The 20,074-nt window shown below is 62.1% G+C and carries 20 protein-coding genes; 17 read left to right on the top strand and 3 right to left on the bottom strand.

Translation table 11 applies throughout. From position 1 onward, the window contains the following. Nucleotides 1–2: 2 nt before the first annotated feature. Complete coding sequence (gene ggt / locus BUC40_RS20980; protein ID WP_083593657.1) at nt 3–1,697, top strand: gamma-glutamyltransferase; 1,695 nt, start codon at nt 3–5, stop codon at nt 1,695–1,697. A 60-nt stretch (nt 1,698–1,757) separates the two neighbouring features. On the opposite strand, the gene BUC40_RS20975 is transcribed toward ggt, so the two are convergent. The 3 genes from BUC40_RS20975 to BUC40_RS20965 form a co-directional block, all read right to left on the bottom strand. After that, nucleotides 1,758–2,099, bottom strand: coding sequence for a multidrug transporter (locus BUC40_RS20975; protein WP_073268478.1), 342 nt, complete (start codon nt 2,097–2,099; stop codon nt 1,758–1,760). A gap of 116 nt (nt 2,100–2,215) precedes the next feature. Continuing rightward, nucleotides 2,216–3,028: a bifunctional DNA-formamidopyrimidine glycosylase/DNA-(apurinic or apyrimidinic site) lyase gene (gene mutM / locus BUC40_RS20970; RefSeq protein ID WP_073268476.1), complete on the bottom strand. Its 813-nt coding sequence runs from the start codon at nt 3,026–3,028 to the stop codon at nt 2,216–2,218. A 31-nt stretch (nt 3,029–3,059) separates the two neighbouring features. Next, entirely contained in the window at nt 3,060–3,926 is an 867-nt protein-coding gene (locus BUC40_RS20965; protein ID WP_073268474.1) for an HDOD domain-containing protein, read from the bottom strand. A gap of 166 nt (nt 3,927–4,092) precedes the next feature. On the opposite strand from BUC40_RS20965, the gene BUC40_RS20960 reads away from it, so the two are divergent. The 16 genes from BUC40_RS20960 (at nt 4,093) to gloA (ending at nt 20,064) form a co-directional block, all read left to right on the top strand. Next, entirely contained in the window at nt 4,093–4,632 is a 540-nt protein-coding gene (locus BUC40_RS20960; RefSeq protein WP_073268472.1) for a type 1 glutamine amidotransferase domain-containing protein, read from the top strand. A 93-nt stretch (nt 4,633–4,725) separates the two neighbouring features. Continuing rightward, on the top strand, nt 4,726–5,922 hold the full coding sequence (locus BUC40_RS20955) for a class I SAM-dependent rRNA methyltransferase (RefSeq protein ID WP_073268471.1): 1,197 nt from the start codon (nt 4,726–4,728) through the stop codon (nt 5,920–5,922). A gap of 434 nt (nt 5,923–6,356) precedes the next feature. Next, nucleotides 6,357–6,995, top strand: a complete 639-nt coding sequence (locus BUC40_RS20950; RefSeq protein ID WP_073268469.1) for a response regulator — start codon at nt 6,357–6,359, stop codon at nt 6,993–6,995. Nucleotides 6,996–7,178: 183 nt separating this feature from the next. After that, nucleotides 7,179–8,333, top strand: coding sequence for a methyl-accepting chemotaxis protein (locus BUC40_RS20945; RefSeq protein WP_073268467.1), 1,155 nt, complete (start codon nt 7,179–7,181; stop codon nt 8,331–8,333). Nucleotides 8,334–8,341: 8 nt separating this feature from the next. After that, nucleotides 8,342–8,710, top strand: a complete 369-nt coding sequence (locus BUC40_RS20940) for a response regulator (protein WP_073268465.1) — start codon at nt 8,342–8,344, stop codon at nt 8,708–8,710. Further along, nucleotides 8,707–9,027: an STAS domain-containing protein gene (locus tag BUC40_RS20935; protein WP_073268463.1), complete on the top strand. Its 321-nt coding sequence runs from the start codon at nt 8,707–8,709 to the stop codon at nt 9,025–9,027. The genes BUC40_RS20940 and BUC40_RS20935 overlap by 4 nt, the downstream gene beginning before the upstream one ends. 5 nt (nt 9,028–9,032) lie before the next feature. Further along, a complete protein-coding gene (locus tag BUC40_RS20930; RefSeq protein WP_073268461.1) occupies nt 9,033–11,216 on the top strand; it encodes a chemotaxis protein CheA in 2,184 nt (727 codons plus the stop codon). Then, on the top strand, nt 11,209–11,742 hold the full coding sequence (locus BUC40_RS20925; protein WP_073268459.1) for a chemotaxis protein CheW: 534 nt from the start codon (nt 11,209–11,211) through the stop codon (nt 11,740–11,742). The genes BUC40_RS20930 and BUC40_RS20925 overlap by 8 nt, the downstream gene beginning before the upstream one ends. A 33-nt stretch (nt 11,743–11,775) precedes the next feature. Continuing rightward, nucleotides 11,776–13,419: a methyl-accepting chemotaxis protein gene (locus BUC40_RS20920; protein ID WP_073268457.1), complete on the top strand. Its 1,644-nt coding sequence runs from the start codon at nt 11,776–11,778 to the stop codon at nt 13,417–13,419. A 3-nt stretch (nt 13,420–13,422) separates the two neighbouring features. Beyond that, entirely contained in the window at nt 13,423–13,941 is a 519-nt protein-coding gene (locus BUC40_RS20915; RefSeq protein ID WP_073268455.1) for a chemotaxis protein CheW, read from the top strand. Beyond that, entirely contained in the window at nt 13,941–14,762 is an 822-nt protein-coding gene (locus BUC40_RS20910) for a CheR family methyltransferase (protein WP_073268453.1), read from the top strand. Before BUC40_RS20915 ends, BUC40_RS20910 begins: the two co-directional genes overlap by 1 nt. A 145-nt stretch (nt 14,763–14,907) precedes the next feature. After that, nucleotides 14,908–15,273 (top strand): chemotaxis protein CheD, encoded by a 366-nt coding sequence (locus BUC40_RS20905; RefSeq protein ID WP_244160675.1) that lies wholly within the window; start codon nt 14,908–14,910, stop codon nt 15,271–15,273. Continuing rightward, nucleotides 15,270–16,331, top strand: coding sequence for a protein-glutamate methylesterase/protein-glutamine glutaminase (locus BUC40_RS20900; protein ID WP_073268449.1), 1,062 nt, complete (start codon nt 15,270–15,272; stop codon nt 16,329–16,331). The genes BUC40_RS20905 and BUC40_RS20900 overlap by 4 nt, the downstream gene beginning before the upstream one ends. A gap of 227 nt (nt 16,332–16,558) precedes the next feature. Further along, nucleotides 16,559–18,397 (top strand): dihydroxy-acid dehydratase, encoded by a 1,839-nt coding sequence (gene ilvD / locus BUC40_RS20895; RefSeq protein ID WP_073268448.1) that lies wholly within the window; start codon nt 16,559–16,561, stop codon nt 18,395–18,397. A 484-nt stretch (nt 18,398–18,881) separates the two neighbouring features. Next, nucleotides 18,882–19,340 (top strand): metallophosphoesterase family protein, encoded by a 459-nt coding sequence (locus tag BUC40_RS20885; RefSeq protein ID WP_073268444.1) that lies wholly within the window; start codon nt 18,882–18,884, stop codon nt 19,338–19,340. 196 nt (nt 19,341–19,536) lie between these two features. Further along, nucleotides 19,537–20,064 carry a lactoylglutathione lyase gene (gene gloA, locus BUC40_RS20880; RefSeq protein ID WP_073268442.1) on the top strand — a complete coding sequence of 176 codons (528 nt, stop codon included), beginning with the start codon at nt 19,537–19,539 and terminating at the stop codon, nt 20,062–20,064. Nucleotides 20,065–20,074: the final 10 nt, after the last annotated feature.

The following is a 20,074-nucleotide window of genomic DNA, read 5'->3' as shown; positions in this document are numbered from 1 at the left end:
TAGTGCGCCGCCACCTTCGCGGCCTCGATTCCCTGCGCGCCCTCTCTGGCGCGCTGCTTCTGCTGCTCAGCCTCGGCCTGCAAGCCGTCGAACGTCCGGGCAGCAGCGCCATTGCTACCGCCCACCCTGCTGCCACGGTCGCTGGCAAGGAAACCCTGGCGCTGGGCGGTAATGCCTTCGACGCCGCCGTCGCCATCAGCGCCGCGCTCGCCGTGGTCGAGCCCTACGGCTCCGGCCTTGGCGGCGGCGGTTTCTTCCTGCTGCGCAGCGCCGACGCCCGCTACGGCTTTCTCGACGCCCGTGAACGCGCTCCAGGCGCGGCCCATGCCGATCTTTATCGCCGCGATGGCCAGGTACAGCCGGCGCTTTCCCGCGATGGCGCACTCGCAGCCGCCATTCCGGGCTTGCCTACCGCACTGGTCGAATTGGCCGAGCATCACGGCAAACTGCCGCTGCGCGACAGCCTGGCGCCGGCCATTCGCCTGGCGCGTGAGGGCTTCCCGGTCGACCGCGTGTATCGCGATCGCGCGACGATGCGCCTGGCCGCGATGCGCGACGACGCAGAGACCGCGAGGCTGTTCCTCGCTGACGGCACAGTCCCGGAAGAAGGCGCACTGATACGCCAGCCCGAACTGGCCGCTACCTTGCTAGCACTGGCACAGAACGGCCGTGATGGTTTCTACACAGGCCCGCTGGCCGAGCGTTTGGTGGCTGGCGTCAAAGCGGCCGGCGGTATCTGGACGCTGCAGGATCTGGCCGACTACCGCACCGTGAATCGCCAACCGATTCGCGTACCGCTGGCCGAAGGCCGCGAGCTGATCAGCTCGCCGCCGCCTTCGGCTGGTGGCGTGGCCTTGGCGCAAAGCCTGTTGATGCTGCAGCACCTGCCCTGGCGCGAAGCTGAACCAGTGCAGCGCACGCATCTGGTGGTGGAAACCCTGCGCCGGGCTTATCGCGACCGCGGCTTGTTGGGCGACCCGGATTTCGTCGAAAACCCTGCCGCTCGCCTGCTCAACCCTGACTATTTGCAACGCCTGAGCCGTAGTATCGACCCGTACCACGCCACGCCGAGCAGCGAGTTGCCGCCGGCCGGCACTTGGAAGGAAGGCGACCACACCACCCACTTCACGGTACTCGATGCCGACGGCAACGCGGTAAGCGCCACGCTTTCGATCAACCTGCCGTTCGGCGCCGCCTTCACAGTGCCTGGCACCGGTGTACTGCTCAACGATGAGATGGATGATTTCGCCGCCGACCTGGCAGGTGCCAACGCCTATGGCCTGACCGGCAGCCACGCCAACGCCATCGCCGCCGGCAAGCGCCCGCTGTCGAGCATGAGCCCGACCTTCATTGACAGCCCAGGCGAACTCACCAGCTTCGGCACGCCAGGCGGTAGCCGCATCCCGAGCATGGTACTGCTGTCGATTCTGCAGTACCTCGATGGCCAGCCCATCGCCAGTTGGCCGGCCGTGCCGCGCTATCACCACCAGTACCTGCCGGACGTTATCGAGCACGAGCCGGATACCTTCAGCGTGAAGCAAGTGGCCGAACTACAAGCGCGCGGCTATAGGCTCAAGAAGGTTGAGCGGCAATACGGCAACGGGCAGGTGCTGCGCTGGAACAAGGTCAGCGGCGAAGTGGAAGCGGCCAGCGATCCACGTGGCGTTGGCAACAGCGCGGTACAAGCCAATCGATAAAAACGGCAGCCAAATAAAAAGCCCCTCACCGAGGGGCTTTTTATTTGGCGAAATGCGCGATTACTGGCGCTGGTTGTAGCCATCACCGGTGCAACCCAGGCAGCGCACGAAAGCCGCCTTGCCCGGCTCGACAACCAGCGCACGACCGGCGGCGCCGATACCGCCACCCATGGCCGAGAACGGCAAAGAGACCACAAAAGCCGCTGCGCCGATGGCGGTAGCGCCGATCAGCAGCGGGCGGGCGATCAGCAGGTCACCGATCATGGCAAAACCATCCGGGGCCTGAACGGTATAGAGCGGGTCACCGCTGGCGTTCTGCTGCACTTCTTGCGCATTGGCGGTCAGCGCCAGCGAGGCAGCAGTCAGCGCCAGAACAGCAGCGCAAGAGCGAAACAGTTTCATGGGGCGATCCTTCAGAGGTATACGGGCGATGCCGCTAACTATAACAGCGCTCTGGCGATTGTCGCGTGATGGCCGTCAATCGCTGAACAAGTGGTCACGTTATCGGATGAAACGGCTTATCGCTGACATTTCGGACAATACACGCTGGCCCGCTGCCCCAGCTTCACCTCGCGCAGGGTGTTGCCACAGACCTTGCAGAACTGGCCGCCACGGCCATAAGCGAACAGCTCCTGCTGAAAATAGCCGGGCTGGCCGTCGCCGCCGATGAAGTCACGCAGCGTAGTGCCGCCCCGCTCGATGGCATGGGCCAGCACGCGCTTGATCTCCTGCGCCAGACGCACGTAGCGCGCCCGCGACACCGTACCGGCGGCGCGGCGCGGGTCGATACCGGCAGCGAACAGCGCCTCGGTTGCGTAAATGTTGCCCACGCCAACCACCACGGCGTTGTCCATGATGAACGGTTTGACCGCCACGGCCTTGCCACGCGACAGCTGATGCAGGCGCTCGCCATCGAACAGGTCAGTCAGCGGCTCGGGCCCCAGGCGCACCAGCAGCTCGTGCTCCAGCGGCAACTCGCTCCACAGCATGGCGCCAAAGCGCCGCGGGTCGGTGTAGCGCAGCGCCAACCCCGACTCCAGCTCGATATCCACATGCTCGTGCTTGGCCGCCGGCAGCCCGGCCTCGACCAGACGCAGGTTGCCGGACATGCCCAGGTGGCTGATCAGCGTACCGACTTCTGCCTTTATCAACAGGTACTTGGCGCGGCGCTCGACCGCTTCGATACGCTGCCCGGACAGCCGCACATCCAGATCCTCGGGAATCGGCCAACGCAAACGCCGCTCACGGACGATCACCCGGCTGACGCGCTGACCAATTAGATGGGGCGCGATACCACGGCGGGTGGTTTCGACTTCTGGCAATTCAGGCATGGTGGGCTCGAAACGGATTAGGGACGGCGACTCAGGCGGCGCCTAGGTCGCGGATACTTTCACGTAGGTTCTCGAAGTCATAACTGGAGAGCCCCACGTAATCGAGGATCAGCGCCTCAATGCTCTGCCACTCGTGATCTTCTTCCTGATTGCCCAGCACTTGATAACTGCGGCAGATGTGCTCGGCCATCTTGAGAATTGCCAGCAGGTTTTTCAGCTGTGCATCACGGTCGTTGTCATCGGTAAAGATGGCCAGCGCGTTGTGATGATTGGCAATGGCATCACACAGATGAAGAGGCAGGTTCCAGGATTTGGCAGTGTAGTAACCGACCACAGCGTGGTTGGTGTTGAGCAGGCGGTTCTCGGTATCGACTACGCGCTGCTCGGCACTGGCATTGGCGTAGGACTCTTCGAGCACCGCCATGTAATCGGGAAAGCGCTTGAGCATTAGCGGAATGCCGCAATTGTGGAACAGGCCCAGGGTGTAGGCCTCATCCACGGACTCGTAACCGATGCGTTTGGCCAGGGTCAGGCTGGTCATGGCCACGTCCTGGGCGGTGTCCCAGAAGCGGTTCAGGGTCACGATGGTCTCGTCGGTCATCTCGCCGCGGATCGACAGGGCGTTGACCATGTTGATCACCGAACGGCTGCCCAGCAGGTTGACCGCCCGCTGAATCGAGCCGATGCGGTTGGCCAGGCCGAAGTACGGCGAATTGACGATTTTCAGCAACGCCCCGGACAGCCCCGGATCCTGGCTGATCAGCCGCGCGATAGCTTTCAGATCCGGATTGGGCATGTACTGCTCGAACTGCAGATCCACCATGATCTGCGGTTGCGGCGGCACGCTGATGCCTTGCAGAAACGTCTGAATCTGCTCAGCGGAGAGTTCTTTATCCATGGAGGCGACGAGGCAAAAGGTGATTGAGCGTGCAGTCTACCCTGTGCGTGATGACTTTTGAGCCAACGGTTACAGAACAAATCTGCAGGTCGTCGCCTGGCCTGAACTTCACTGTTCAGCAGGCCCCGAATAATGCTCACTCCGCATATTCAGAGAGGTGTATTCGATGAGCAAGTCCCTCACAGGCAAGCGTGTCGCCCTGCTGGTTACCGACGGCTTCGAGCAGGTTGAACTGACCGCCCCCAAGAAGGCGCTCGAAGAGCTTGGCGCCCGCACAGAGATCCTCTCCAGCAAACCGGGAGAGGTGACGGGCTGGAACCACACCACACCCGCCGATACCTTCACCGTCGACAAGACCTTCGATACCGCCAGGATCGACGATTACGACGCCATCGTACTGCCCGGCGGCGTGGTCAATGCCGACACCATCCGCCTCGACGAAATGGCCGTGGAGCTGGTCAAGGATGCCGCCAAAGCCAACAAACCGATTGCCGTGATCTGCCATGGCGCCTGGATTCTCGCCACGGCCGACCTGCTTAAAGGAAAAACGCTGACCAGCTACCCATCGCTGACCGACGACCTGAAGAACGCCGGCGCCAACTGGGTGGACAAGGAAGTGGTGGTCGACGGCAAGCTGATCAGCAGCCGTACGCCGGATGATCTTCCGGCCTTCAATGGGAGGCTGATAGACGCCCTGGTAGCCTGAGGCAGCGCTTTTTCGCCAGCTACTTTTCGACAGCTACCAAGCGCCCGCCGGGCTCCTCGTTTAGAATGCGCGTTTTTCACGACGGAGCCCATCATGTCCCTGCCCAGCCTGCGCCTGAAAGCCAACGCCGACCGACGCCTGCGCGCCGGCCACTTGTGGGTCTACAGCAACGAGATCGACGTAGCCGTCACGCCGCTCAATGCCTTCGAGGCCGGCGATCAGGCGATCCTCGAAGCCGCCGGCGGCAAGCCGCTGGGCATCGTTGCCCTGAGCCCGAACAACCTGATCTGCGCGCGCCTGCTGTCGCGCGACGTCAAGCACGTGCTGGACAAGTCCCTCTTGGTACACCGCATCAACGTAGCGTTGAGCCTGCGCGAGCGCCTGTTCGACCAGCCCTGCTATCGCCTGGTGTACGGCGACTCCGACCTGCTGCCGGGGTTGGTGGTCGACCGTTTCTTCGACATCCTCGTGGTGCAGCTCGCCTCGGCGACCATGGAGCGTCACAAGGAAGACGTGCTGGCAGCGCTGATCCAGGTGATCAAACCCACCGGCATTCTGCTCAAGAACGACTCCGCCGCCCGCGACGCCGAAGGCCTTGAGCGCTACGTTGACACCGCCTTCGGTGTGGTGCCGGAGTGGGTCGCCCTGGAAGAGAATGGCGTGAAGTTCGAAGCGCCGGTGATCGAAGGCCAGAAGACCGGCTGGTTCTATGACCACCGCATGAATCGCGCGCGTCTGGCGCCCTACGTCAAGGGCAAGCGCGTGCTGGACCTGTTCAGCTACATCGGCGGTTGGGGCGTGCAGGCGGCAGCCTTTGGCGCCAGCGAAGTGTTCTGCGTGGACGCCTCGGCTTTTGCCCTCGACGGCGTGGAGCGTAACGCCACGCTCAACGGCTTCGCCGAGAAGGTCACCTGCGTGGAAGGCGACGTGTTCGCCGCCCTGCGCGAACTGAAGTCCGCCGAAGAACGCTTCGACGTGGTGATCGCCGATCCACCTGCCTTCATCAAGCGCAAGAAGGACATCAAGAACGGTGAAGCGGCCTACCGCCGCCTCAACGAGACCGCCATGCGCCTGCTCAACAAGGACGGCATCCTGGTCAGCGCCAGCTGCTCCATGCACTTGGAAGAAGACAACCTGCAGAACATCCTGCTGACCAGCGCACGTCATCTGGATCGCAACATCCAACTGCTCGAGCGCGGCGCCCAAGGCCCGGATCACCCAGTGCATCCAGCCATCGGCGAAACCCGCTATATCAAGAGCCTGACCTGCCGTCTGCTGCCAAACAGCTGATGCTGCCGACTGCCGAGCCTCAGTACGGCTCATAGCAGGCGGACGATACGTTGGCGGGCCCTGGTGATCCCGGGAGCCCGTTTCGTGGAATCTGCACAGGATTCGACGTGCCGTTATCCACAATCGCACCGTCAGAAATCATCTGACGACAGACGACTCATGGGTAACACCAGAGCCCCATCGATACTCACTACATTTCCCGTCCGGGCTGCCGACATACAGGCACAACGCTTGCAAAAATTGCAACCGCGTCAGCGAAGCGGCATGTAAAGCACCGACTACTATTAAAAGTGCCTTGCGAAGAGTGTTCAATGCACTGGTGGATTACTTTCAAAACAAGGGCTTGGCTGCGCTAGCGGGGGCGATATGCACCTCGGCGAGCAGTTCACGACTTTCAGCCATTGCCGCTACACGCAGTTTTTAAGGATTTCCTGATGATCAAAGTGCTGATCGCCGACGATCATGCGCTGATGCGCGCCGGCCTCAAGCGTCTGTTCGAGCTCTACGATGACATCCGCGTCGTTACCGAAGCAGCGGACGGTACCCAGGCACTGGAGAAGCTGCGCAGCCTGACGGTGGACCTGCTGCTGCTCGACATCAGCATGCCCGGCCTGAGTGGTGAAGCCCTTGTCACCCGCATCAGCCATCAGTACCCAAAGTTGCCCATACTGATACTGAGCATGCACAACGATCCGCATCTGGCCTTGCGCGTTTTGCGCTGCGGCGCGGCCGGCTATCTCACCAAAGGCCAGTCACCGGAGACCCTGGTGGACGCCGTGCGCAAGGTCAGCTCAGGCAATCGCTTCATCGATCCGGAGCTGGTCGAACAAATCGCCCTGAGCAGCCTCAAGCCTGCCAACAGGAGCGGCCTGGACAGCCTGACCAACCGCGAGTTCCAGATCATGCGCCTCTTGGCAGCGGGGCTGAGCGTCAACCAGATCGCCAAGCAATTGACGATCAGTAACAAGACAGTCAGCACTCATAAGATAAATCTGATGGAAAAGATGCATTTTTCAACGAATGCAGACTTGATTCGCTTTGCATCAACCTTGATGAATTCTGAGACAGCCTAAGGAAATCCCTAGACCTTTACAGCACTAAAACTCAGGCGAATATCAGCCAAGCCCGATGCACCCAGCGATGATGCTTCATGCATGCTCGTGACATCCAAAGGAATGCTTGGTCGCCATGCTGGAGCTCTACCCGCCTGATGCCTATTCCGTGGAGTCTGTACACAGTCCACCACGGAGCACTGCATGCGTAACCTCTCTACCTCCCTCCTCGCTCCACTGCTGATTCTGGTCGCTGGCATCGCCGCGGTGGTGCTGGTGCAGCAACAAGTGCTGGGCCTGCTACCCACCCTCGGCGGCCTGGTTCTGGTTGGCGCCGCAGTCATCTTCAGCGCTCTCAACAAAGCGCCGCAAACTTCCTCCGCCGACCTACAAGGCCTAGAAGCCGCTCACGCAGGCTCGGACGAAAGCGTCGAGCAGTTGTGCGGGCAGGTGCTGCCGCTGTGGTCGCAGCACATCGAAAACGCCCGCAGCCACACCGAGGAGTCCATCAGCTCCCTGAGCGAGCGTTTCGCTCAGCTCGCTACGCGCATCCAGAGCAGCCTGGGTGGCAGCACCGAGCGCGAGGCCGGCAAACGCCTGGTGGCGCTGCTGTCGAGCTGCGAGTACGAGATGGACATGATCATCGTCGCCCTGCGCGACGCCCTGGCCAGCAAGGAATCGCTGCTCAAGGAAATCACCCAGCTGTCCAACTTCACCGATCAGCTGCAGGACATGGCGCAAGACGTCGCCAATATCGCCAAGCAGACCAACCTGCTGGCCCTCAACGCAGCCATCGAAGCGGCCCGAGCGGGCGAAAGCGGTCGTGGTTTCGCGGTAGTTGCCGACGAGGTGCGCAAGCTGTCGTCGATGTCCGGCGAAACCGGGCAGCGCATCGGCGAAACCGTGGTGATCGTCAACGACGCGATTCACAAGACGCTGGATATTTCCCAGGAATACACCAAGACCGACACCGCAACCCTGAACAAGGCCAGCGAGGTTATCGCCGGGGTGATCAGCCGCTTCAACCAGAACGCCAGTGACATCGTTCACCACAACGAAACCATGCGTACGCAGAGCGAGTCCGTCGCCCAGGACATCGCCGAAGTATTGGTATCGCTGCAGTTTCAGGATCGCATCAGCCAGACGCTCGGCCATATCGCTGCCGACCAGGACAAGCTCCACGCACACATTCAGGAGCGCGACCTCCAGCGCCGGCAGAGCCTAACTCCCGCACCGCTGGATACCGATCGCTGGCTCAAGGAGCTGGCACAGACTTACACCACCCCGGAGCAGCACGATATTCACCGGGGCGAAAAAAGCAGCGCCAAAAGCAACGATTCCGAAATCACGTTTTTCTGAGGTAACCCATGAGCAAGACTGTACTGATCGTCGACGACTCCGCCTCCATCCGCCAGGTCGTCAGCATTACGCTCAAGGGGGCCGGTTATCAGGTCATCGAAGGCTGCGACGGCAAGGACGCACTCACCAAGCTCGATGGCCGCAAGGTTCACCTGATCATCAGTGACGTGAACATGCCAAACATGGACGGCATCACCTTCGTCAAGAACGTCAAACAGATGCCTGCCTACAAGTTCACCCCGGTGATCATGCTCACCACCGAGGCCGGCGAGTCGAAGAAGGAAGAAGGCCGCGCTGCAGGCGCCAAGGCCTGGGTGGTCAAGCCCTTCCAGCCGGCGCAGATGCTCACCGCCGTGTCCAAGCTGATCCTGCCATGACCGACGCGCCGGCCGAGAACCTCTACCGCATCCTGCCGCTGGAAGGCGGCCTGACCATTTACAGCGCTGCCGAACACATGCAATTGCTGACGCAGGCGCTGGCCTGCGATGTGGAAGTGGAGCTCGACCTCGGCGCTGTCGACGAACTGGATTGTGCCGGCCTGCAATTGCTGATCCTGGCCAAGCAGGAGGCAGCGCGCATTAACTGCGATCTGCGCCTTACCAATCACAGCCCAGCGGTGATCGAGGCCTTCGAACTGAGCGGGCTGGGTACCTTTTTCGGCGACCCCATCCTGATCAAGCCGGCAAGCGAGTAATCACCATGAACATGGACGAAGTGCTGCAGATCTTCATCGCCGAAAGCCAGGAATTGCTGCAGCAGATGGAAGAAGCGCTGCTGCAGCTGGAGAGCGATCCGGACGACGCCGACACCATAAACGCTGTCTTCCGCGCCGCTCACACCATCAAGGGTTCGGCAGGCCTGTTCGGGCTGGATGTCATCGTCGCCTTCACCCATATCGCCGAAAGCGTGCTTGATCGCGTGCGTACTGGCGAGCTGCGCTTCGACAAGAACATGACTGCGCTCTTTCTGCAGGTCGGTGATCACCTGGCGCGGCTGGTGGCGCTTGTCGACAGCGGCGCAGATCTGGAAACCCTGGAAGCCGAAACCCAGATCGCACACCAGCAACTGGCCGAGCAACTCTCCCAGTATCTGGAGCCAGCACCGGTCAGTGAGCCGGTACCTGCCACTGCCACGCGGATCGAACGTGGTCATGGAACCGGCGTCGGCGCCGACCACTGGCATCTGTCACTGCGCTTCGGCCCGGACACCCTGCGCAACGGCATGGACCCGCTCGGTCTGTTCCGCTACCTGAGTACCTTTGGCAGCATCATCAGCATCGTGCCGCTGCTCGACCGTATTCCGGTCGCCGCCGAAATGGACCCGGAAACCTGCTACCTGGGTTTCGAAATGGCCTTCGTCAGCGATGCCGACAAGGCCACCATCGAAGGCGCCTTCGAGTTCGTGCGCGAAGACAGCCTGATCCGCATCCTGCCGCCCAACAGCAAGTCGGACCAATACCTGGAGCTGATCCGCGCGCTGCCTGAAGAAGACATGCGCTTGGGCGAAATTCTCATGCGCTGCGGCACCCTGACCGCCAATGAGCTGCAGGAAGTTCTGCAAACCCAGGTGCAGGGCCAGGAGCGCGACGAGCCGCGACCAATCGGCCGTGTACTAGTCGAAGAGAGTCTGGTACAGCCGCCGGTCATCGCCGCGGCGCTGCAGAAGCAGCAGCAGATCAAGGAAAACCGCAGCAACGAGAACAGCCTGATCCGAGTCGATGCCGGCAAGCTGGACAAGCTCATCGATCTGGTCGGCGAGCTGATAATCGCCGGCGCCGGTGCACGGATGACCGCCCAGAACTGCGGCCACCCGGAAATGCTCGAAGCCACCGAGCTGCTCTCGCGGCTGGTCGAGGAAGTCCGCGACTCGGCATTGCCGCTGCGCATGGTGCAGATCGGCAGCACCTTCAACCGCTTCCAGCGCGTGGTGCGCGACGTCGCCGGGGAGATTGGCAAGGACATCGCCCTGTCCATCAGTGGCGGCGAAACCGAGCTCGACAAGACCGTGGTCGAGCGCATCACCGATCCGCTCACCCACCTGGTGCGCAACGCCATGGACCACGGCATCGAGTCGGTGGAAACCCGCCTGGCGCGTGGCAAGCCTGCCCAAGGCAAGGTCTCCCTGAATGCCTACCACGACGCCGGCAGCATCGTGCTGGAAGTCAGTGACGACGGCGGCGGCCTCGACGCCCAACGGATTCTCGCCAAAGCCCGCGAACGCGGCCTGATCGGCGAAGGCCAAACGCTGTCGGAGAAGGAAACCTTCGCACTGATTTTCGAGCCTGGCTTCTCCACCGCCGAGCAGGTCAGCAATCTGTCTGGCCGCGGCGTCGGCATGGACGTGGTCAAACGCAATATCGCCGCCCTGCGCGGCACCATCGATCTGGACAGCACCCTTGGCCAGGGCACACGTATCCGCATCCGCCTGCCACTAACCCTGGCAATCATCGACGGCTTCCTGGTCAGCGTCGGCCACGCCGGTTACGTGATTCCACTGGAGCTGGTGGAAGAGTGCATCGAGCTGCCGGCCGATACCTCGTTCAAACGCGGTCACCTGGAGCTACGCGGGCAAATGCTGCCGGTCGTGCGCCTGCGTGATTTGTTCGAGGAAGAAAGCCAGCCGCCACGCCGCGAGAGCGTGGTGGTGGTGCGTCAGGCCGGGCTGCGCGCAGGTCTGGTGGTCGACCAACTGGCCGGCGAGTTCCAGACAGTGATCAAGCCCCTCGGCAAGATCTTCGCCGGCTGCAGTGAACTCGGCGGCTTCACCATTCTCGGCGACGGCACGGTGGCGTTGATTCTCGATATCCCCCGCCTGCTCAACCGGCTGGCGGCACCTCGCAGTGCCGCGCATCACGAATCTACCCAGGTCTACGCCCATGAGTGAGCTCGCCGTAACTACTGCAAGCGACCTAACCACCGCAGCAGGTGAAGAGCTGGTGCACCAGTATCTGAGCTTCATCCTGCAAGACCGTCGTTATGCCTTGGACGGTCTGTGCGTGCGGGAAATCATTGAATATCAACGTACCACCAAGGTGCCGATGGCCAACCGCTGCGTGCACGGCGTGATCAACCTACGTGGCGCGGTGGTGCCGGTCATCGACTTGAGCCTGCGCTTCAACCATGCCAAGACGCAGATTGACCGCCGCACCTGCATCATCATCGTCGAAGTGGCCCAGCCTGACGCCCCGCAAATACTCGGCATCCTCGTCGATGCCGTCAGCGAGGTACTGGAGGTCGCCCCGGCGGAAATGAACCCGGTACCGGCTTTCGGCAATTCGATTCGTAGTGATTTCATTCAGGCGATGGTTCACCGCGAGGATGATTTCATCATCCTGCTGGCCATCGAAAACGCCCTTGCGGTCGCCGAGATTGCGGCTCTGCCAGACGGAAACAAAGCATTGTCCGCCTGACCGGGCAGCCAAGCATCATTGAGGGAAGCAACCATGTTCAAAGACCTACGTGTGTCCACAAAGCTCGGCCTCGGTTTCGGCACCGTGATCGTGTTGCTGCTAATCGCCCTGGTGCTGGGCCTGACCCGCATGAGCGCGATCAACGACTCCAATGACATGATCATCAAGGATCGCTACGTTAAGATCCGCGAGGCCAACGTCATCAAGGAAGAAACCTTGAATCAGGGTCGCTATATTCGCGACATCATTCTGGTCGACGATGACGAGACGGATCGCAAGAACCTCGCTCATTTAGAGGCCAGCCGTGAGCGACGCAAAGCGGCTACCGAAGAGCTGGATCGCACCGTCACCTCGGCCCAGGGCAAGGAGTTTCTGGCACGCGTCAACGCTGCGCGCGGCGAGGTAGGCAAACGCTATGACGAAATGTTCAAGCTGTTGAACGACCAGGAGCGTGCGGAAGCCTACCTGTATAGCGAAATCATTCCGGCCAACAACGGGCTGCTCGCGGCGGCTGATGCGCTGATCAAGTATCAAAGCGACCTGATGGATCAGGATGCCGCCGACGCTAGCGAGCTCTATCAAGAATCGCGCCTGCAGCTCTCGCTGATCGGCGGTGTCGCCATCCTTATCTCCATCCTGCTCGGCTGGCTGATTACCCGCAGCCTGCTCAAGCAGCTCGGCGGTGAACCCGCTTATGCCGCTGAAGTGGTAACGCGCATCGCCGAAGGCGATCTGCGTACTCAGGTGGTGGTCAAGCCCAACGACACCACCAGCATGCTGGCCTCGATCAACAACATGTCCACGCGCCTGACGCAGATCATCGCCGAAGTGCGCAGCTCTGCCGACTCGCTGTCCAGTGCCTCCGAGGAGATTTCCTCGACCGCCCAGAGCATGAGCCAGGCGGCTTCCGAGCAGGCTGCCTCGGTTGAAGAAACCAGCGCCTCGATGGAGCAGATGTCGGCGTCCATCTCGCAGAACACCGAGAACGCCCGCGTTACCGATGGCATGGCCAGCAAGGCCGCCACCGAAGCCGGTGAAGGTGGCCAGGCGGTGAAAGACACCGTGCGCGCCATGAAAACCATCGCCGACAAGATCGGCATCGTCGACGACATCGCCTACCAGACCAACCTGCTGGCCCTCAACGCCGCCATCGAAGCGGCCCGTGCCGGCGAGCACGGCAAGGGCTTCGCGGTGGTTGCCGCCGAAGTACGCAAGCTGGCTGAACGCAGCCAGGTGGCCGCTCAGGAAATTGGCGAAGTGGCGAAGAACAGTGTGGCCCTGGCCGAGCGCGCCGGCACCCTGCTCGACGAAATCGTACCGTCGATTGCCAAGACCTCCGACCTGGTACAGGAAATCGCGGCGGCCTCCGACGAGCAGAGCAGCGGCGTTGGCCAGATCAGCACGGCAATGAACCAGCTCAGCGAGCTGACCCAGCAGAATGCTTCGGCCTCCGAAGAGCTGGCGGCCACCGCCGAAGAAATGAGCGGCCAGGCCGAGCAGCTGCAACAACTCATGGACTTCTTCCGCCTCAACGGCACGGGCGAGCGCATCACTGTCGCAAACCCGCCGCGCAATCGCCCGCAGGCCGCCCGTGGCAATGGTCCGGCTCGCCAGCAGCGTGACGACGACGGGCGCTCAGGCGGCCTGCCAGCTGGCTATGTGCGCTTTCAGGAGTAAGCCATGAGTTCCGAGCCACGGCTGCTCGATAACGCTACGGCGGGGGCGGGCCAGTACCTGACCTTCACACTGGCGCAGGAGCTGTTCGCAGTCGAGATCCGTGCAGTGCGCGAGATCATCGGTTACGGGCGGCTGACCGCCGTGCCAATGATGCCGCCGAGCATTCTCGGCGTGATCAACCTGCGTGGCGCCGTGGTACCGGTGGTGGATCTTGGCCAGCGCTTCGGCGCCCAGGCCACTGCCATCGGCCCGCGTACCTGCATTGTGATCCTGGAAATCGCCGGGCCAAGCCATACCCAAGTGATCGGTATCGTGGTCGACGCGGTCAACGAAGTGCGTGAGCTGGGCGCTGAACATATCGAGCCGACACCGGCCTTCGGTGGCAGCATTCGTGCGGACTTCATCCGGGGTATGGGCAAGCTCGATGATCGCCTGGTGGTGATGCTCGACATCGGTCGGGTTATCTCGGCCGAAGAGTACGTCGCGCTCAGCCAGGCGCAGCAACAGGGTGCAGCCAACTGATGCGCGAGTCGACCCAGGCCACGCTTTCCGATATCGAGTTCAACCAGTTCCGCCAGCTGATCCACGATATCGCCGGCATTCACCTGTCCGACGCCAAGAAGCCGCTGGTGGCCGGGCGCCTCAACAAGCGCCTGCGCTCGCTTGGCATGGCCACTTACGGCGAGTATTTCCGCCTCGTCGGCAAGGACAAGGTGGAGCTGCAGACCTGCGTGGATCTGCTTACCACCAACGAAACATACTTCTTCCGCGAGCCCAAGCACTTCGACTTCCTGCGAGAACTGCTGCAAAAGCCCGGTGTGATTCCCAGCGGCCGACCGCTGCGCATCTGGAGCGGTGCCTGTTCCAGTGGCGAAGAACCGTACACGCTGGCTTTGCTGCTGGCCGAGCGTCTGGGTGAGCGACCGTGGGAGATTTTGGCCTCGGATATCAGCCAGCGCATTCTCGACCAGGCGCGCAGTGGCGTGTACGAACTCGCCGACAGCGAGAACATCCCGCGACATCTGCTTGTGAAGCACTGTCTGCGTGGCGTCGACGAGAACCAGGGACGGATGATGATCGCTCCGGCGCTGCGCCAGCGGGTGCGCTTCAACCAGATCAACCTCAACAGCACGCTGCCGGACGTGGGCCTGTTCGACGTGATCTTCCTGCGCAACGTGATGATCTACTTCGACGCCAACACCAAGCGCCAGGTGGTAGAACGCCTGGTCAAGCACCTGCGCCCAGGCGGGCATTTCATCATCAGCCACTCTGAAAGCCTGAACGGCGTCAACGACACGCTCAAGGTCGTCAAACCCTCGATCTATCGCAAGCCTGATGCCTAATCACCCCTCCATCGCCGAGGTGTACCTGAAACCTGGCGACTATCACTTTGGCGGCCCCTACACTCGCGTGCGCACCCTGCTGGGCTCCTGTGTCTCGATCGTACTTTGGCATCCCCATGCCCGCCTGGGTGGCATGTGCCACTTCATGCTGCCCACCCGCGGCCGCCCGGCCAGTCAACGCGACGGCCGCTACGCCGATGAAGTGATGAGCCTGCTGTGCGAGGCGATCGCCCTGAGCGGCACGCGCCTGGCTGAATACCAGGCGCGCATCTTTGGTGGCGGCCACATGTTTCCCGGCCTGGCGAAAACCCGTCGCCATCATGTCGGTGAGCAGAACATCGATGCCGCGCGCCGACTGCTCGCCGAGAACAAAATCGGCTGCCACGGCGAACATGTCGGCGGTTTCGGCCATCGCAATCTAATCTTCGATATCTGGAGCGGCCAGATCGCGCTGAAGCAAACTCAGCCCCTCGCCGTCCAAGAACCTCCTGCCGGAAAGCGACCGCAATGAAAAGCATCAAAGTCATGATCGTCGACGACTCCGCAGTGGTGCGCCAGGTGCTCTCCCAAGTGCTAGCGGCCGACTCAGCGATCGAGGTCATCGGTACTGCCGCCGACCCGCTGTTCGCCCTCGACAAGATGCAGCGCCAGTGGCCCGACGTGATCGTGCTCGACGTCGAGATGCCGCGCATGGACGGCATCACCTTCCTGCGCAAGCTGATGGCCGAGCGGCCTACGCCAGTGGTGATCTGCTCGACGCTGACCGAAAAAGGCGCAACCACCACCATGCAGGCCCTGGCGGCCGGCGCAGTGAGCATCGTCACCAAACCCCAGGCCAATCTCGGCAAGTTTCTGGTCAACGCCAGCGATGATCTGGTCAATGCGGTCAAGGCCGCTGCCCGGGCCAACGTGAAGCGCCTTGCAAGCAAAACGCCACCGGCGGCGCCCCAAGCCAAGCTCAGCGCCGATGCCATTCTGCCACCGGCCAGCGGCGCCATGGCGCGCACCACCGAGCGTATCGTCGCTATCGGCACCTCCACCGGCGGCACCCAGGCGCTGGAATACATCCTTACCCGGTTGCCGCGCGTCTGCCCGGCGATAGTGATCGTCCAGCACATGCCCGAGCGCTTTACCGCCGCCTTTGCCGAGCGCCTTAATGGCCTGTGCGAACTGGAAGTGCTGGAAGCGCGCAATGGTGATCGCGTGGTTCCCGGTCGCGCGCTGATCGCCCCGGGCGGCCGCCATCTGCTGCTCAAACGCAGCGGCGCCCAGTATGTAGTCGACGTAGTCGACGGCCCGCCAGTGAGCCGCCATAAGCCGTCGGTGGACGTACTGTTTCGCTCCACCGCCCGCGCTGCCGGCGCCAACGCCACCGGTATCATCATGACCGGCATGGGCGACGACGGCGCCCGCGGCCTGCGCGAAATGCATGAGGCCGGCGCCCTGACTCTCGGTCAGGACGAAGCCAGTTGCGTGGTCTACGGCATGCCCAAAGAAGCAATGAAACTCGGCGCAGTCAGCCGGGAAATCCCGCTGGAACAGATCCCGGCAGCCATCCTGCGCGGCTAGTGCTCTGCAGCCGGCGGGGACGACCGGCGGCCACCAGCCTTTCCTCCCCCGCCTCGTGCGGCGTAGAATCAGGGCATTTCCCGCCACCCACCCTTCGGCGGGCCTGTGAGCCCAGGCAGGCAGACGGAGATCCCGTCGTGCGCCATGCCATCTTGCGTCGCGGTCATCTGCCGCTGATCCGCTCACCCACCTATCAATGCCTACCTGATTAGCCGCAGGAATCCGTCATGCCTGATTACCGCTCGAAGACCTCCACCCACGGCCGCAATATGGCCGGCGCCCGTGCCCTGTGGCGCGCCACCGGGATGAAGGACGAAGACTTCAAGAAACCGATCATCGCCATCGCCAACTCCTTCACCCAGTTCGTGCCCGGCCACGTGCACCTGAAGGATCTGGGTCAGCTGGTCGCCCGTGAGATCGAGAAAGCCGGCGGCGTGGCCAAGGAATTCAACACCATTGCCGTCGACGACGGCATCGCCATGGGCCACGACGGCATGCTCTATTCGCTGCCGAGCCGCGAGATCATCGCCGACTCCGTCGAGTACATGGTCAACGCTCACTGCGCCGACGCCATCGTCTGTATCTCCAACTGCGACAAGATCACCCCCGGCATGTTGATGGCCGCACTGCGCCTGAACATTCCAGTGATCTTCGTCTCCGGCGGTCCGATGGAAGCCGGCAAGACCAAGTTGGCCAGCCACGGCTTGGACCTGGTCGACGCCATGGTGATCGCCGCTGACAGCACCGCCTCGGACGAAAAAGTCGCCGAATACGAGCGCAGCGCTTGCCCGACCTGCGGCTCGTGCTCCGGCATGTTCACCGCCAACTCGATGAACTGCCTGGTGGAAGCGCTGGGTCTGGCATTGCCGGGCAACGGTTCGACCCTCGCCACCCACAGCGACCGCGAGCAGCTGTTCCTGCAGGCCGGCCGCACCATAGTCGAACTTTGCAAACGCTACTACGGCGACAACGATGACTCGGTGCTGCCGCGCAACATCGCCAACTTCAAGGCGTTCGAAAACGCCATGACGCTGGACATCGCCATGGGCGGCTCGACCAACACCATCCTTCACCTGCTGGCCGCCGCCCAGGAAGCCGAGATCGACTTCGACCTGCGCGACATCGACCGCCTGTCCCGTCACGTGCCACAACTGTGCAAGGTCGCGCCGAACATCCAGAAGTACCACATGGAAGACGTGCACCGCGCTGGCGGCATCTTCTCCATTCTCGGCTCACTGGCCCGTGGCGGCCTGCTGCACACCGACCTGCCGACCGTGCACAGCCGCAGCATGGCCGAAGCCATCGCCAAGTGGGATATCACCCAAACCGACGATGAAGCCGTGCACCACTTCTTCAAGGCCGGCCCGGCGGGCATCCCGACTCAGACGGCGTTCAGCCAGTCGACCCGCTGGGAAACCCTGGATGACGACCGTGAGAACGGCTGTATCCGCAGTGTCGAACATGCCTACTCGCAAGAAGGCGGCCTGGCCGTGCTGTACGGCAACATCGCCCTTGACGGCTGCGTGGTGAAAACCGCTGGTGTCGACGAGTCGATCCACGTGTTCGAAGGCAACGCCAAGATCTTCGAAAGCCAGGACAGCGCGGTGCGCGGCATCCTCAATGACGAGGTGAAGGAAGGTGACATCGTCATCATCCGCTACGAAGGCCCGAAAGGCGGCCCGGGTATGCAGGAAATGCTCTACCCGACCTCGTACCTGAAATCCAAGGGCCTGGGCAAAGCCTGCGCCCTGCTCACCGACGGCCGTTTCTCCGGCGGCACCTCGGGCCTGTCCATCGGTCACGCCTCGCCGGAAGCGGCGGCCGGTGGCGCCATCGGCCTGGTGAAGGATGGCGACAAGGTGCTGATCGACATTCCCAACCGCTCGATCAATCTTTTGGTCAGCGACGAGGAAATCGCCCACCGCCGCCACGAGCAGGACAAGAAGGGCTGGAAGCCGGTCGAGCAACGCCCGCGCAAGGTGACTACCGCCCTGAAAGCCTACGCCCTGCTCGCCACCAGCGCCGACAAGGGCGCGGTGCGCAACAAGGCGATGCTGGACGGTTGATTTTCAGCCTAGAGACCAAAAGAAGCCCGGTTCTACGCCGGGCTTCTTCATATCCATCCCTCTTAAAAGGCCTGCCCAGCTAATGCAAACCTTCAGGTTGGAATTCGAAGAGAACGCCAGCGAGCTCTGCGTAGCATCGTTAGCCAGAGGCATTCTAGAAGGTATCAAAAGCGGTGCCTTAAAATCGGAAACAGGAATCTGGTCTCTTGGTCGTCCGATATTTAAACGCGCGCTTGCGGCTTGGCCGATCAGCCCGGAGCTGAGAAATGTGCTGGAAGGCTTTGACGAGCTCAGCGCATTGAGTGAGCTCGGTATCGATCCTGCTCCAACCCTCCAGCAAATGACGGATGTGTTGGACCGATGCCAACGCGCGATCGACATCGGTAACGCATCCCTCGTTATACGGGCTACATCAACGTAACTCGTTTTCCCTGGCCGAACGTTTTTCACACCCAGCGCTCCTATCCATGCATAGGAGTGAATCATGAAGATTGGCCTGATCGCCGACACCCACGGCCTGTTGCGGCCCCAGGCGCTGGCGGCGCTGCAGGGCGTCGATCACCTGATTCACGCCGGCGATATCGGCGGGCCGCAGATTCTTGCCGTTCTCGAACGTATCGCGCCGCTGTCGGTGGTGCGCGGCAACAATGATGGTGACGCCTGGGCCGACGGCATCCCCGAGCACCTGACGCTGCGCTTCGGTGCGGTCAGTCTGCATGTGCTGCATGACCTGAAGCAGTTGGCCATCGATCCCAGGGCCGAAGGTATCGACGTGGTAATTGCTGGGCATTCGCATAAGCCGCTGCATGAAGAGCGCGATGGCGTGCTCTACCTGAACCCCGGCAGCGCCGGCCCGCGGCGGTTCAAGCTGCCCATTGGCGTGGCCATTCTGCATATCGATGGCGATGGGGTGCGGGCCGAGATGATTGAGTTGGAGGTTTGATGCAAGGCGCAAGCAAGCATCGCTTTGTGGGAGCGCGCCATGCGCGCGAAAAATCCCGGACATGGCCCGCTCCCACAATAGATCGCCGATTGCAGACCCACCTTCAAACGCCACCCACCTTGAAAAACCTGCCCCACGAGGCCATCTACTGACCTCATGACTTTTTGAATCGTCCACTCACCTGATGGAGACGCCCATGACCCTCGACGAACTCAACACACTGCCCGGCGTGACCGGCAAGCCCGACGTCGCCACCGCGGACTTCGTCTACAACCACACCATGATTCGCGTGAAGGATCTCGAGAAGTCGCTGGACTTCTACACCCGCGTGCTGGGCTTCACCCTGCTGGAGAAGAGCGATTTTCCGGACGCCGAATTCAGCCTCTACTTCCTGGCGCTGGTTGCCGACAAATCGCAGATCCCGGCCGACCCGAAAGCCCGCCACCAGTGGCGCAAGTCCATCCCCGGCGTGCTGGAGCTGACCTACAACTACGGCACCGAGAAGGACCCGGAATTCTCCTACCACAGCGGCAACAGCGACCCTCGCGGCTTCGGTCACCTGTGCGTCGCGGTACCCGACATCAAGGCGGCCTGCCAGCGCTTCGAAGATCTCGGCGTGGACTTCCAGAAGCGCCTGACCGACGGTCGCATGCGCAACATCGCCTTCATCAAGGACCCGGACGGCTACTGGGTGGAAATCATCCAGTTCACCGACGTGGACTGATGGATACGGC

It is taken from the genome of Phytopseudomonas punonensis (assembly GCF_900142655.1).
Lineage (GTDB): Bacteria > Pseudomonadota > Gammaproteobacteria > Pseudomonadales > Pseudomonadaceae > Aquipseudomonas > Aquipseudomonas punonensis.
The sequence above is the reverse complement of the archived record's forward strand: the minus strand, read 5'-3'. Positions and strand labels throughout refer to the sequence as shown.